Raw genomic sequence first — 14397 nt, forward strand, 5'->3', positions numbered from 1 at the left:
TCCGTCTCACGTTCAGCGAGCCCGAGGTCCGGGAATTCTTCCCGGCTCCCGGTGCATTCATTTGGAGCCTCTGTGGTGGGGACTCAAGAAAAAGGAGTACGTCGCATGAAAGTCGCAGTAACCCTGACCCTCGGCCTGTTGTTCTTCACCTTGTCTGCCGCCGCAGAGAGCGGATTCTTGGCCGATATGAGAGCGCAGTATCCCCAGATTGTGGGAACGCGACTGGACAGCTGTTCCGTTTGTCACAGTTCCGTTCCAAGTCGCAACAGCTACGGTCGGGCCTATGCCAATGCCAGCCGCAGTTTCACGGCCATTGAAGGGGCCGATTCCGACGGCGATGGCGCCTCCAATATCACCGAGATTAATGCGTTGACTTTCCCCGGCGACGCCACCGACCTGCCGGCGGGTGAGGGCGAGGGAGAAGGCGAAGGCGAAGGTGAAGGTGAAGGTGAAGGTGAAGGTGAAGGCGAAGGCGAAGGCGAAGGTGAAGGTGAAGGCGAAGGTGAAGGCGAAGGTGAAGGTGAAGGTGAAGGTGAAGGTGAAGGCGAAGGCGAAGGCGAAGGCGAAGGCGAAGGTGAAGGTGAAGGCGATGACGACGATGAATTCGGTTGTAACTTCTCCGAGTCAGATATTACCGATGGGCTCTTCAAGCACCTCTCCGATTTCTTCCTCTTCGGATTGGCCACCATGACCCTGGCCATCGGCAGCCGTATGAACCGCCGTCCGTAATTCGAATACTGCAATAACAAAACGGCCCGGCATCCTCCAATGGGGTTTGCCGGGCCGGACTGTCGTTCAAAGTGTATCGTCCCGCAACGCGATCCCGAACAGGGAAAGCTCCCGAATCCGCCACTTTTTGCAGAAGGCAGTCAGGGCATCCCGATCCAATTGCAGGGCTGAATTTATGATTCAATCTCCACAGGGGCGACAGCCAACTCGAGGCGTAACGGCACATTGAACATTGCCAACAAGTCGATGGTACAGCAAAACCACGTGCACTGCCAAGCAACCTATTTCCCGGCGACATGCTGCTTGTACAGGTCAAAAAAGGTATAAGGGTCGCAGAAATCCCAGTGGCGCTCGGGGTGCTCCGCCTTAAGCCGCGCAGCCAGTGCCGCCACCGTGCTCGGCTTCTGCAGGATCATCCTGAATATGAGAAACTGAGGCTCCGCTCCCTTCGCCGAGGTCATCACCTCGGAGACGGCCCCTTCCAGGTGATTGGGATCCGGATACAGGTCCCGGGAAAAGCGTAGAAAAGGCGTGTCTCCCACGAGCGGCTGCGCGAATCCAAGTTGCATGCCCACGCCCCGTGGCGAGAATTTAGCATAGGCCTCCTGCACAGTCAGCGGCATATCCCCATGAAATCCGTTGATGACAAATCCGGTAATGGAATAATCGAAGCGCGTGTAGTAGCGCTGATTGTGCTTCACCCACAGGTCCAACCCATCCGGCAGGCCGGAACCCAGCCGCTCGCCCGTGAGCAGGTTCGGGTTCAGGTAGCCCGCGCCCGAATCCCCGCCGATGAACCAGTCCTGGTCGGTCTTCGTCGCGTATACATGGTCAAACACATACGGCACGCGCTCCGACAGGTTCGGATTGAAGGCCCACGCCATGGGGATCGTGCCCCGCGCGGGGTCGTCCCAGACCTTGGGGATATTGCGCGAGAGCCACGCGGACGAATCGTAGTCGCCCATGTACACCAGCACGTAGGTCTTTGGCTCCAGCGGGCGTGGGGGAGGGGGCGCCTGGAGGTGGCGCTCCTTCAGCGGATAGTGCCGGTACGCCGAGGTGTTCGCCAGGCCCGACTGCCCCAGCGCGTCGGCATCCATGATCGCGTTATACGAAGATACCAGCGCCGCATGTTCCCACTCCGTGTCCACCCCACCGTGTTTGCCGCCCGCGTTGCCGTGGTCGGTATACTTCTGGTTCCACGGGGTAAATCCCGACACCGTGGCCATCTTCGCACCGCCATTCAGCGTCGCGAGCGACTTCAGGATCGCAGCGAACGTTGCCCGGTCCGTGCCCAGGGGCTGCCCGGGGTCGTCGTTTGGCGCTTCATCCGCCCAGGGGCTCAAGTCGAAGAAGAAGGCCCGATTGGCCACATAGTAATCCTGATTTGCGAGCACCGCATTATCCAAATCGGGATAGTGAAAACCCGGCTCCTTCGGCGTCTGGGAAAAAGCATCCACGCAATAGGCCAGCAATCCATCGTTGCAGCGACCTGCGTCGAGATACTCCCGCTTTGCCCAAAGGTACGCATCGCACTTCGCACTGCCCGACTCGCGGCCGTCAAAGCGATCCACCAGCGACAATTTCACCGGGAGTTTCGGTCCCGCCGTTACCACCTGGTCATGCAGCGCACTGCCCGCCCGCACCGGAAGCCAGCCCTCCACGCCGCATATCGTGGAGGCCACGTTCGACGTCGCCGGCACCTTCGGGTCCCACAGCACCGCACCGGTCAACGCCTCGGGAAATTGTGCGAAGAGCCCCTCCAGCGTGTCGATGCGAAGTACCTTCCGCTCCTTCAACCAGCCTCGCTGCAGAATCTCCAGCCAGTAGTCGTCCACATTCACCGGACCCGATTGCCCCGACCCGCCCAGCAGGCGAATCGCCAGGCGTGGCGAGTCCCGGTTTACCAGCCCCTGCAGCGATGCCACCAGTTTCAGCGTGTCATACTGCAGCACCGTGTCGCCCCCGCAACGCTGCAGCACGGGCGCCATGTCCAGATAAACCAGGGGCTCTGCAACCACAGGTGTGCAAAGAAGAAGGAGGGCGGCGAAGAATCGATTCATGATGCGGTCCTGCGGTTTCCACAAAGGAAATCCGTAAAATGGGCGGCACCGCGCGCGGTGAAGAGAAGGTCACCGCGGGTCAGGCGCCGCGGGAGACATGAGGCGGAAGCCCGCGCGCGAAGCATAGCACGCTGGCGCGGGGGTGAGCGAACTACCCAAATCTCTGCCATTTCTCGCGGGGTCCGGTTCGCAAATGTGACCGTAGCGAATTCTCGGTTTAACGCGGGATCTTCTCGCGAAAGAGGGCGGCATTCTTGATCACGTGGCGAGCCACCTGCACTTTGAGATTTTCCGGGCTGTCGCGGTAGGCATCCTCCAACCCATTGAACATCGCAAACTTCGCCTCGCTCAGCGCGAGAACCTGTTGCTCTCGGGCTTCTTGCTCGGGAGCGGGTCCGTCCTTTCCAAAGACCGCACAAGCCTTTCGCATGAGTTCCGCTTTACCGGGCATGCCCAGGTTTGTAAAGCCAGCGATTACCGCGGACCACTCTGCGCCACTTTCCCGATGGAAATAATCGCCCAGACCGCCATTGAGCACGTGGTAGTTGAAGCGTTCCAATGCCCCCATCTGACTAACAAATTCCTCGAGATCCCCGAGGGAATTCGTCTCGCTCATTCTTTCGACACGGCTCCAAACTTGATCGAGGCCATGCGACACAAGTAGCGCAGCGGCCGCCCCTTCCCGTATCGTGTCCAAATTGTCGGGATAAGCTTCGGTCATCTGCGACGGCGTGGGAGAGAAGTCGGCAAGGGCCTCGAGCAGCGCGCGGTCCTCTGGTACCTTATGCATGGCCAGCATCAGAGCCAACTTTGCGGTAGTGTGCGCGCGCCATGTCAGCACGGGTAATTCCTGCATCGACCGCAGCACGCGCAGTAGGTCAGGTCGGGGTACTTCAACACCCTCGTCGTATAGCGCTTCCAGAACACCGTTGATCCGGATCGAATCCGGGCTTAACATTTCCGCCGACAGGAGAAAGGCCAGTGCCTGGTCTCGATCAAACTGTATCAACAGCGCGCAGGCCTCATTCAGTCCTACGATGGGCCCTTCCTTCACGCCCAGAATACTCTCCTGAAGCGGGAGAAAAAGCGCTGTTGCGATTTCAGGAGCCAATGGCCCTCGTTTTGCCGCGGCGGTCAGGCCCACCACCCCTGAGTAGCCGAGATAGCGATTCTCTCCGGTCATTGCCGCGCGCAGCGGCTCCACTGCGTCCACAGAACCCTATGCCGCGATAGCGCGCACAACATCTGGTCGATCAGCGTGCCCCGAGGCATCCAGGAACGGTTTCAGGGCTTGGACGACCGTCTGCGGCGGCTGGTCCCCAAAAAGTTCACACAGTCGATCAATCGGAGCTTCCGGAGGCCGCTTGGCGCCCTTGCCGAAGGCCATACTCATGTCGCCCGGCACTTGCGAACCACCACCGCCAAACATTCGTGGAATCGGTGCGGCCCCCGGGCCTCTGGGGTCTTCGCTGCGCTTCGGCGCTGGCAGGGGCGACAGCAGCGCTTCCCGCTGCAAGGGATCCCCGAGCAATGCCAGCAATTCGGGGTGGACCCGCTCGCTCTGTGACAGTAGACTGTCCTTGATACCCTCCGCCTCCGGCGAGCGGGTGTCTGAAAGTTCAAACACATACTTCCTGACCGTGGCCGCGATAGCGCCCTCGTCCGATGCCGCGCGTCGATCAATGGTCGACATCGCCTTTCGGCCTTCCTCAAATGCCTCGCCTGAAGGCACACCGGAAGAGGGGCCGCACCCCGCAAGAATCAACACCAGCAACCAACCCTTGCGACGCAACGTGCGTACATAATCCATTCGCTTACACCCCAAGGTCAGAGAAACCAATTCATTTTCCCGCGGGCACCGCCACTACTGTGCCGCTGCAACCCGAATCACATCGGGTGCCCTCGAAGAAATCGCCGGAGAACGTGATGGTGCCGCTCAGGGCATCTCCAGATTCGTTCAGGTCAAGTGACGCGACGAGTTCCCCCAAGAGCAAATCGCTGTCGGTGAGATAGTCGCCCATTTCGATCGCGTTCCCATCAAAGTCATACTCAACGATACCGAATGAATTGCCGACCGCACGCCAGTGCATTCCATCCTCGTCAAATTCAAACGTGGTGGGAGGAATCGTCTCGCCCTCCACCGTAATGGTCGCGTTCCACGTGCCCTTGATGGGGACGATGGATTGCATCGTCACAGCCAGCGCGAGTGGATTGGAGATATTGTCGGGTGCCACCGAACGGTAATTCTCCAGTCGGAACGTGACACTGGAAGCGGAGATTCCGTAGATGATCTGGTACCGTCCTTGCATATTCGTACGGCCCCGCTCTACAAACCGCGCCACAATTCTGCCCGGTCGCAATACCATCACCCCGACCCGCACGTCCGAAAGGGGCGCGCCCGAGTCCGCATCCGTCACCGTTCCCGAAATCACGGAACAGCCGCTGCATGCGACCAAGCACGCCAACACCATGAGCCACCTGTGGGTATTCATGCCGCACTCCTCCCGCCGTCCAGCGGATTCACCGCCGGGGTCAATTCGATTTTTCCATGGTAGCCTGACACACGCGCCACAACGCGAGGCTCGAAAGTCACTATAACAGAGACCATCCCGCGCCGCCATAGAAAACTCAGCCGCCCCCGCGCCGGGGCAGATGCAGCGCCCCCGAAAGCGTCAAACCGAGCGCGCCGGAAATATCCCGCAACCGGGTCAGACTTGCTCCCGCGTAGGCACTGGTTTCGTAACGTTGAACCTGTTGTTCCTTGAGTCCAAGGCGCTCGGCGAGCTGCTTCTGGCTCATGCCCGAAGCGATTCGGGCCCGGATCAAGGCCCGCGGCAAAGCGTCCAGTGAATCAATCTCGATATCCTGTACCAAACCGGATTTCAGCGCTTCGTACTCCGCCATTTCTTCCCGAAGTTCACCAAGCTGGCTGTTAAGGGCCGAGCGGTGCAACTCCGCCAGCAATGGATCGGCACCGCCATACGAATCGCTTTCCTCCAGCGCGCGCGAGAATTTTTCCGCCTGGGAACGGGTGATACGATATTCACGTTCATTCTGGATCATGGTTTCATATCCTTGATGTCCAGGCGCACGAGGCCTTTCGGGTTACCCATCCGGTCGGTCTGGAAAAATTCGAGAAACGTTTTTCCACTTGGGCCTGCCTCGATGCCCGATGGAAAGAACTCACCGCGAAATTTCGCCTTCTGCGCGGCGTGCCTGCCTTCAAACCGGAAGAAAACCGGCTCGCTGGACATGAGGGCCTGGAGATCGACGCCCTCGGTCTTCCAAACCACGTCAAAATCTTGCGGCGACAGCTTCGCAGTGACAAAGCTGCCGTCCACATAGACGACCCTGCAACCCGCACCGGACAAGGGCAATATCGTCGAGTGTAGTCCGTCGATAAGGCGTCGCCGCTCAGCGGTGTGTCCAAACCGCTCCACGAATGCTATCCACTCCGCCGGGTGCAGGCCGGGAGGCAGATTTCCTCGATTGTCAAAATCCGGAATCATCAACACAATTATATCGTTGGGTTGCGATTCCGTCAAGACCTGCGGCACCCCATGGATGCACGTCGAGCGTACTTAACAGTGGAGACAGGCTTCTACGCCTTCATCCAATCTTCCAGGCGCATCGCGCCGACATGGGATTTCCCCAGCGGGACCAAAGGATTGTGACCCATCGCCGCACCAAAATAGGTCGCTTCCACATCCGTGACCACCGCACGTGGATCGCCTTTCGCGCGCAGATAGCGCCGAATGTATTCATCCAGCGGCAGCAACAGCGGGCCCTCGAGATCCTCTATGTCGTTCAATGGTGCGCCCAACACGATCCCGGCCAGGGTCGCCGCCACATCCGCCGAGGCCACCGGCTGAAACTTCGCCGGAGGAAGCCGAATCGTGTCGCCCGACGTGCCCGAGCCCGCGATGGCATCCAGAAACTCGTAGAACTGTGTCGCCCGAAGGATGGAGTAGGGCACGCCCGAGTCCACAATGATCCGCTCCTGCGCCACCTTCGCCCGCATATAGCCGCTGTCGGGCATGCGGTCCGCACCCACCACCGATAAAGCCACATGGTGCTTCACGCCCGCGCGTTTCTCGGCGGTGGCCAGATTCTCCCCCGACGTCTCGAAGAAAGCGAGCACCGCCCTGTCCTCAAAGGACGGCGAATTCGCCACATCCACCACCACATCCGCCCCCGCCAGGGCGGCGTCCAGGCCTTCGCCCGTGATCGTATCGACCCCGGAGCGCGGCGAGGCCGCAACCACTTCATGCCCCTCGGCAGCCAGGATTCGGACAATTTGCGACCCGATCAGACCGCTTCCACCAATGACCACGATTTTCATATGCGTCCCTTTCTACTCACCGTTGGATGGCGCGGGGTGAAGCCGCACGCGCACTATGGATAGGACGAGCGGCCTGCGCCAATTGTGACAGTGGTGGAGTCGCTATTCGAAATATGGCTGTACCTGGAAGAAATTCCAGACCAGCTCTTCGCCATCGGGGCCGCCGGGCGATTCCGCCGAAGTCCAGTCGGAAAGTCGCAGCTCGGCGGTTTCGGCCCGCGCGCGAAAGACCAGTTGGTGGTAGTTGAGACAATACGGATTCTGGGCGTTGAACGCGCCCTGGGCGTACCAGAATCCCGCCGGGACCACGGCCTGAAAAGACTTACCATCCACGAAATCCACATCTTCGACCGTCACCGAGACCGCATGCTTGCGCTGGACGGATACGCCACTGGCGAGCTCCTGGAAGTCGCCCGTGATCAGGCGCAGAGAATACAGTCGGCCCGGCGTCAGCTTCTGAATGGTTTGCGAAACCACATTCGGTCTTTCCGCGCTGCGTCGGGTCCAGAAGGCCACATCGCCCATGCCCGCCGGCGCTTGGTATTTCCCTTGAAGGGTGCCAAAGCCCGGCACCGTCTTGACCGAGATGCTTTCCGAACCCACCTCGGCAATTGCGGGCGCGACGGTCCATCCCTCCGCCCCGTTTGTCAGATCGGGATTCTGGAGATGGGGGAGTACATAAGGATCATCCAGAAATCGCGTGGTCTTGCCTTCAATGGCATAGTGGCGGACAAGTCTCGCAAAAAGCCGTGTCTGCTCCTCGCCGCAGTAGCCGGAAAGATAGCCCTGCAATCCGCGCACGCCGAAGAAGGCGGGATCGGTCGCGATAAACTGAAGCTGGGCATCCAGAAAGACGTTAAAGTTATAGCCCGGAAACAAATCGCCGTTTTCCCAGCCCGGCTCGGAAAATAGCAGCAGCGCCAGCACCCGTTCCGTGGCCGCGCCCGCGTGCGCCAGCTCGAAAGACGCTCGGCTGCTCTGCTCCCACCCGGGACTGAACTCGGCCAACAGATCGGCCGTCTTTTCGATGATACGCCCCGGTCGCGATTGGCCCTCGGGCAAATACCACTCGGGCGCAAGGCGGTAGCCGCTCTCCATCAGCGTCTGGATGAAGGGATACATCTGCGCGAAGTCCGGCGCGGGCAAAAGCCGCGACGGACCGTAGGCGAAAAATGAACGGTTGGCAAAGGCGGGATTCGCATGGAGTCGACGGATCGCCTCGCTCCAGATCGGATACATATCCGCCGTCTTCTTTCCATATTTCTCGCCAACGCCGAACTCGTCCGCCCAGATGCCACTCATCAGCGGGTGGGTCATGCCCGGCGCCGTCGCCCAGTGCTCATAGGCTTCGTCCGCGTTCGCTGCGTCGTAGGGCACATCCCGCACCGTAAACCACCGCTTGCCTTCCGCAGTCCACTCGCGAAGCTCCGCCGCCTGTGCGTTGACCCCGTCGCCCGTGCCGAGGATGCCGTTGTAGTGATCGAGGCAGTGCTGGCGGAGGTATTCCCACGTGTAAACGCCGGTTTCCTGAATGTGCGGATTGAGTCCGTAGGTCGCGTAAATCAGTTCGCCGACGGCGCGCACCTCAAGGCGTGTGCCCGCCGCGTTTTCCGCGTCCAATTGCACCGTGTGCGGGCCTTCGCCCAGATAACGCATCGCCTCCAGATCCGCGTCCACCCGCTTCAGCGCGACCGACTCGCCATCGAGCATGACCGCCCCCCGCGAAACATCGCCATCGTACGATACGCGAAGATACACCCATCCCGCTCGAGGGTTGCGAAAGGAGTACGGCGCCGCGCCCGGCGACGCCTGATCGAGCAATTCGAAGACCAGGTTGTTCAGCGGCGTGGCGCCGTTTTCGGTGCTGAAGCGCGGATCGCCTTCGGGCGAGCGAAATCCACCCGCGGGAACATCGCCCAGGTCAGCCGCGACACCTTGAAGCGTCGCAATGCTCACAGAAACTAAAAACGCATTGAATCGGTACAAAGTGCGTCGCATGCTGCTCCCATTCATAGGTTAACCGTCCCGACACACGGCTTGTCGGAAGTTCATTCTATGAGATGAGTGCGAAAAGGGCAATATAGTCCGGAAGGCCCACCAACTTCGCCGGACCGTAGACCTTCACCCTTCATACTTCACCCTTCAAATTTCACCCTTCACCCTTCAGGCGCGCCACCTCCGCAAACATGGCCTCAAAATCGGCCTCCTCGTAGAACGGACGGATCTCGATTTCGCTCGGCCCCGGCATCGGATTCGGACAGCGCTTCACCCAGGCCACCGCCTCGTCCATATCCTTCACCTCCCACTGCCAGAAACCCGCCACCAGCTCCTTCGTCTCCGCGAAAGGGCCGTCAATCACCGTGCGATTCGGGCCATCAAAGGCCACCCGCTTCGCCTGCGACGTCGGCTTCAACCCAGCCCCCTCGCCCCGCATGATCCCCGCCGCGATCAGCTCCTGATTGAACTTGTCCATCGCCTCGAACAGTTCCATCTCCGGCAACGCACCGGCTTCACTGTCCACCGTCGCTTTCACAAAAACCATAACACGCATCGTTCATTCTCCCTGCTGCTTGGAGGGCCACATCGCCCATCTTGATCATACAACGAACGGGCGCTGGTGCAGAGGACACGGAATCCCAATCCTTTTTCAGGTCTGGAATTGAGCATCCCGATGCGGGCCCTTTCGCAGGAGTGGGCTTGACACTTCCCGACGCTGCCATCACAATGTTTGCCGTAAGCGGGTTCATGAAGGAGAACGTGTCGGCCACATGGATGAGTACAAAGGTTCTCAAGCGATGCGACTATGTCTGGTGGCAGTATTCTTGCTGATTGCGACGGCCACGGCGGTGGCACAGGCTGCGGTGGAGCCGGCGCTTACGGTGATTCCACCCGGTCCAGTTGCACGGGGCGCGCAAATGGAACTACGCCTCGCCGTGCGGAATCCCGCCCAAACGGAAAAATCCGCGCGCGTGGCTTTCTTTATGGATTCCGAATCGGCCGCGAGCATGGTCGGAGAGCAAACAATCTCCATACCATCGGGCGGGCGTGGGCTGGCCCGGGTCTGGTGTACCGCCAATGGGCCCGCCGGCGCCCACCACGTGCGCTACACGGTAAGCACGCCCGGAGGGGAACAAAAAGGCGCGTGGCCCATCGAGTTCGTCGATTCTCTGACGCCGACTTTGCCCTGTCTGCAGGGTATGTGGATTGAACCCCTCGCGGTTCTTGGCGGTGCGACGGACTCAAAACCAGAAACATTGCGAAACGTAGTCAAAGACAGCGTCACCGCGATGGACCGACTTGGGGTGCGCGTGCTGATACTCGCCTACGTGGAGTACCTCGGGCATTTCTTCTATCCATCCGGCATTGAGTTCTTCGACGGGGACGTCCAGCGGTTGTCGAAAGGCTCCGACTGTTCCTTCGACATGGTGGGGGCTTTTCTCGCCGAAGCCGACGAGCACGGCATGCATGTTTTTCTCGGCCTCGGCAGAAGTGGCGACACGCACCTCCTGTGGGAATTCGAAAAGCCAGACTGGGACGCACGCAACACCAGAGCATTGACCATATCGAAAAACGTGGCGGACGAGCTCTGGCAAAAGTATGGTTCGCACCCGTCGTTCTATGGCTGGTACTTGACGCACGAGATGAACGATCTCGCCCGAGCCAGTGCCTATTACGACCCCCTGGCCCGCTTCTGCGGGAGCCTGGCTCCGGAAAAGCCCGTACTTGTCGCTCCGGCGGGCACCCCGCTTATCACGCCGGCGTTGTTGGCGAGCAGCGCCGTCGACATCTTCGCCTATCAGGACGCCGTCGGAGCCGGCTACGTGCCCTACCAGTATACCTATAAGCCGGAGCGCCGTATTGCGATGCTCGAGGAGTGCTACAAGCAATACAGCGCATGGCATGCGAAGACCGGCAAGCACTGCTGGTCGGACCTCGAACTATGGGAAATGGACGGCAGCCATGGATATGGCGGAAGCTACCCGGCCTCCTTCAGCCGCGTGAAACAGCAAATCGATATCGCGAGTCGCCACACGGGAATGCTCACCGGCTACGCATACCACGGCTATCTGCAAGCCCCGGGCGTCACGTCGGAAAAGCCCCTGCCACGGGCGCAGAAGCTCTATCTGGACTACGCCGAATATCTCCAGTGCCTGTCCCTTCCAGAAACATCTCGACAGGAAGCGCCTGGCCCGAATACAGGCGGAGCGGGGGAATCGCCCAAAGAGTGACAGCCCCCACCGGGCGCCACCGGCCCCCGGCCAACCATCGCCCCCCAAAAGCCAGAGCGGCATCCAGTTCGCACCGGCGAACAACGCCTGGGGCTTGGGGACGCCCCGAATGAATCGCGAGAATGACGATCATTTTCCGAACGGGCAGCGCAGTTCTATCGTGCTCGCGCCCTCGCGGAGGTTGCGCGCGCAAACCACGTTGTGGCACTCATCATTCCCTTGCGCTAGACTGTGGAAACTGGTAAACAAAACATGCCCAAGCGGGCGGCAGCGAAGGGAGAGCTCATGTCACAGTCCTTGGCGAAGATCCTCGTCCACCTCGTTTATAGCACCAAACACCGAGAGCCCGTACTCACACCGGAGGTGCGCCCAAAACTGTGGGAGTATCAGGCCGGAATTTTCCGCGATCTCGAAGGCCCCGCCATCGAGATCGGCGGCACGGCGGACCACGTTCACGCGCTCTTCGAGCTATCCAAGAAGCGCGACCTCTGCGACGTGATTGAGAAAGTAAAGAAGGGTTCCTCCCGGTGGATCAAAACCCAGGGCGCGGAGTTTCGAGACTTCCACTGGCAGGGCGGCTATGGCGCGTTTTCCGTGAGCCCGATCCACGCGGCAACGGTTCGGGCGTACATTCTCGATCAGGAAAACCATCACCGCGAGATGACGTTTCAGGACGAGTTCAGAAAGTTTCTCAAGGATTACGACGTGCCCTATGACGAACGGTATGTGTGGGATTGACGATTGTTGGGCGGAGCAACCCATCGCGATTCATTGCCTCAGGCGACGAAACGAACTGCGCTGCCCTTTCAGGGCGATTTGCTATTGGGTTCCTTATTCCCAGGGCGTTGTTCGCCGCGGCGAACTGAACGCTGCACTGGCCCTTCGGGCCGAAGAAATGAGGGGGCACTCATGCGTGCTGAGGACCTTTTCTTAGGCGGCGCAGCTTGGTTTCAGCGCAACGGGCCGTGGTTCAACAGCGGACACCATGGCGAATTCGCCCCGAAGGGGCAATTCAATTTTAAGCCCCGAGTGATTGACGCGCCGTGGCGGGCACCGCCTGGGGTTCTGAGGTGCCCCCAAAATGTGCCCTGAAAGGGCGGTAGGATGTTCGGTGCTGGGAGCAGGGTCCGGGCACATCGCAAATGCCCTACTCTTCGGCCTGAAAGGCCAATGCAGCTTCCAGCCCCAGGTCACTGACGCGCCGTGGCGGGCAACGCCTGGGGTCAGAGAGCCCCCCAAAGAATCGCCCTGAAAGGGCAGCGTAGTTCAGTTGCACCCTCCATTGATGTTCCAGCAAGCAAATCCTCCAAACGGTCCTTGGACGCGGGTGAATTCATTCAGCGACACAAGCAACTGCGCTGCCCTTTCAGGGCGATTCACTATTGGATTCCATATACCCAGGGCGTTGTTCGCCGCGGTGAACTCAAGGCTGCACTGGCCCTTCGGGCCGAAGATCCGAGGAGGCGCTTGTAGGTGCTGAGAGCCTTTTCTTAATCGACGCAACGTAGCCTTAACGCAACGGACCTGGGTTCAAGAGCCGACGCCAAGGTGAATTCGGCCCGAAGGGCCAGTGCAGTTTCCAGCCCCAGGTCACTGACGCGCCGTGGCGGGCAACGCCTGGGGTTTGGCGACGCCCCCGTAAATCGCCCTGAAGGGGCAGTGCAGCTTCGGGCGACCAACGCCCGACCCTCCAATCGTCGCACAACGGTCGACAACATATTCGCTGGCTTCCAATCCAACGCGCGCCGCGCGTAGTTGACCACGACGCCCCGCCCGCGTGCCATCCTTCGGCCCGAAGGGCCAATGCAGTTTCCAGCCCCAGGTCATTGACGCGCCGTGGCGGGCAACGCCTGGGGTCTGGGGATTCCCCAATAACTTGCCCTGAAAGGGCAGCGCAGCGATCATAGACGACGACGCTTACTTACGAGGCACGTGGGCGCAGTGCTACATAACGTGAACGGCATCCCGCGAGGCGATGAACTGCGCTGCCCTTTCAGGGCGATTCACTATTGGATTCCGTAATCCCAGGGCGTTGTTCGCCGCGGTGAACTGAAGGCTGCACTGGCCCTTCGGGCCGAAGATCCGAGGAGGCGCTTGTAGGTGCTGAGAGCCTTTTCTTAATCGACGCAACGTAGCCTTAACGCAACGGACCTGGGTTCAAGAGCCGACGCCACGGTGAATTCGGCCCGAAGGGCCAGTACAGCTTCCAGCCCCAGGTCATTGACGCGCCGCATGGCCCCGGCATCGCCTAAGGTTCGGCATCTCCCCCGTATTCGCCCCGAAGGGGCAGCGCAGCATAGCCCCAGGTCTTTGACGCGCCGTGGCGGGCAACGCCTGGGGTGTCGGTACACCCCATACATTCAGCCCTGAAAGGGCGGCACAACTCGGCGGTCGGAGTTTGCGCTACGACCTCCCTGCGTCGCCCTTTCAGGGCTATGGGGCATTTGCCCCGTTTACCCTGGGCGTTGCCCAGGGCTGTGCTGCGCTGGCCCTTCGGGCCGAAGAGTAGAACGATCTCTACTTGCCGCAACGTTATTACCGCACACACGGTCCCCATTTCGCACCTCCACGCCAATGGACGCGAACGCCACACCCCGAATCGCCTCCCCAGGGGCCGCAACGCATCCTGGCGGCCCGTCAACGCAACGTGATCACCGCGCTAGCGACCGCGATATCCCGCCTGCACGCGCGCGGCACCCATGCCCCGCGCCCCCGCGCCAGTCTTCGCCCCGAAAGGGCAGTGCAGCTTCGAGCCCCAGGTCATTGACCCGCCGTGGTGGGCATCGCCTGGGGTTCGCGGCACCCCCAAATTCTGCGCCCTGAAAGGGCAGTGCAGTTTCGGGCGACCATCATAGATCGCCCGAACGGCGCCGCCCCATGGGTCCCAACGGATTCAGGCGGCCCACCAATGCAACGCGATCCCCGCTCACACGGCCACGACATCCCGTCTGTGCGTACTGAGCTATCCCCAGTTTGGTGCAGCCTGTGCGGTGGCCAGTATTTTGAGTGCATCCACGGCGTCCGATATTTTCTG

Annotated in this window: 12 protein-coding genes; 3 read left to right on the plus strand and 9 right to left on the minus strand. The window is 60.5% G+C overall.

The window, feature by feature from the left end; all coding sequences use genetic code 11:
- Nucleotides 1–105 precede the first annotated feature (105 nt).
- Nucleotides 106–729 (plus strand): hypothetical protein, encoded by a 624-nt coding sequence (locus tag JNK74_24540; protein MBL7649359.1) that lies wholly within the window; start codon nt 106–108, stop codon nt 727–729.
- A gap of 281 nt (nt 730–1010) precedes the next feature.
- Here the strand turns inward: JNK74_24540 and JNK74_24545 are convergent, their stop codons facing one another.
- The 9 genes from JNK74_24545 to JNK74_24585 form a co-directional block, all read right to left on the minus strand.
- Nucleotides 1011–2792 carry a hypothetical protein gene (locus JNK74_24545; protein MBL7649360.1) on the minus strand — a complete coding sequence of 594 codons (1782 nt, stop codon included), beginning with the start codon at nt 2790–2792 and terminating at the stop codon, nt 1011–1013.
- Nucleotides 2793–3009: 217 nt separating this feature from the next.
- Complete coding sequence (locus tag JNK74_24550; protein ID MBL7649361.1) at nt 3010–4005, minus strand: DUF4375 domain-containing protein; 996 nt, start codon at nt 4003–4005, stop codon at nt 3010–3012.
- A 6-nt stretch (nt 4006–4011) separates the two neighbouring features.
- Nucleotides 4012–4602, minus strand: a complete 591-nt coding sequence (locus JNK74_24555; protein MBL7649362.1) for a hypothetical protein — start codon at nt 4600–4602, stop codon at nt 4012–4014.
- Between the two features lie 31 nt (nt 4603–4633).
- Nucleotides 4634–5284: a hypothetical protein gene (locus JNK74_24560; protein MBL7649363.1), complete on the minus strand. Its 651-nt coding sequence runs from the start codon at nt 5282–5284 to the stop codon at nt 4634–4636.
- Nucleotides 5285–5420: 136 nt separating this feature from the next.
- On the minus strand, nt 5421–5855 hold the full coding sequence (locus tag JNK74_24565; GenBank protein MBL7649364.1) for a helix-turn-helix domain-containing protein: 435 nt from the start codon (nt 5853–5855) through the stop codon (nt 5421–5423).
- Complete coding sequence (locus JNK74_24570) at nt 5852–6133, minus strand: hypothetical protein (protein MBL7649365.1); 282 nt, start codon at nt 6131–6133, stop codon at nt 5852–5854. The genes JNK74_24565 and JNK74_24570 overlap by 4 nt, the downstream gene beginning before the upstream one ends.
- A 260-nt stretch (nt 6134–6393) precedes the next feature.
- Nucleotides 6394–7134 (minus strand): SDR family oxidoreductase, encoded by a 741-nt coding sequence (locus tag JNK74_24575; GenBank protein ID MBL7649366.1) that lies wholly within the window; start codon nt 7132–7134, stop codon nt 6394–6396.
- Between the two features lie 102 nt (nt 7135–7236).
- Nucleotides 7237–9132 (minus strand): hypothetical protein, encoded by a 1896-nt coding sequence (locus tag JNK74_24580; GenBank protein MBL7649367.1) that lies wholly within the window; start codon nt 9130–9132, stop codon nt 7237–7239.
- Between the two features lie 151 nt (nt 9133–9283).
- Complete coding sequence (locus tag JNK74_24585) at nt 9284–9685, minus strand: YciI family protein (protein ID MBL7649368.1); 402 nt, start codon at nt 9683–9685, stop codon at nt 9284–9286.
- A 271-nt stretch (nt 9686–9956) separates the two neighbouring features.
- On the opposite strand from JNK74_24585, the gene JNK74_24590 reads away from it, so the two are divergent.
- Nucleotides 9957–11363, plus strand: coding sequence for a DUF4434 domain-containing protein (locus JNK74_24590; protein MBL7649369.1), 1407 nt, complete (start codon nt 9957–9959; stop codon nt 11361–11363).
- Nucleotides 11364–11648: 285 nt separating this feature from the next.
- Complete coding sequence (gene tnpA, locus JNK74_24595) at nt 11649–12101, plus strand: IS200/IS605 family transposase (GenBank protein MBL7649370.1); 453 nt, start codon at nt 11649–11651, stop codon at nt 12099–12101.
- Nucleotides 12102–14397 lie beyond the last annotated feature (2296 nt).

The sequence above is a fragment of the Candidatus Hydrogenedentota bacterium genome, assembly GCA_016791475.1.
Lineage (GTDB): Bacteria > Hydrogenedentota > Hydrogenedentia > Hydrogenedentales > JAEUWI01 > JAEUWI01.

What these genes read in the sequence shown, in the direction of transcription:
- JNK74_24540 (MBL7649359.1), top strand. Translation starts at nt 106, where the DNA reads ATGAAAGTCGCAGTAACCCTGACCCTCGGCCTGTTGTTCTTCACCTTG.
- JNK74_24545 (MBL7649360.1), bottom strand. Translation starts at nt 2,792, where the DNA reads ATGAATCGATTCTTCGCCGCCCTCCTTCTTCTTTGCACACCTGTGGTT.
- JNK74_24555 (MBL7649362.1), bottom strand. Translation starts at nt 4,602, where the DNA reads ATGGATTATGTACGCACGTTGCGTCGCAAGGGTTGGTTGCTGGTGTTG.
- JNK74_24560 (MBL7649363.1), bottom strand. Translation starts at nt 5,284, where the DNA reads ATGAATACCCACAGGTGGCTCATGGTGTTGGCGTGCTTGGTCGCATGC.
- JNK74_24565 (MBL7649364.1), bottom strand. Translation starts at nt 5,855, where the DNA reads ATGATCCAGAATGAACGTGAATATCGTATCACCCGTTCCCAGGCGGAA.
- JNK74_24575 (MBL7649366.1), bottom strand. Translation starts at nt 7,134, where the DNA reads ATGAAAATCGTGGTCATTGGTGGAAGCGGTCTGATCGGGTCGCAAATT.
- JNK74_24580 (MBL7649367.1), bottom strand. Translation starts at nt 9,132, where the DNA reads ATGCGACGCACTTTGTACCGATTCAATGCGTTTTTAGTTTCTGTGAGC.
- JNK74_24585 (MBL7649368.1), bottom strand. Translation starts at nt 9,685, where the DNA reads ATGCGTGTTATGGTTTTTGTGAAAGCGACGGTGGACAGTGAAGCCGGT.
- tnpA (MBL7649370.1), top strand. Translation starts at nt 11,649, where the DNA reads ATGTCACAGTCCTTGGCGAAGATCCTCGTCCACCTCGTTTATAGCACC.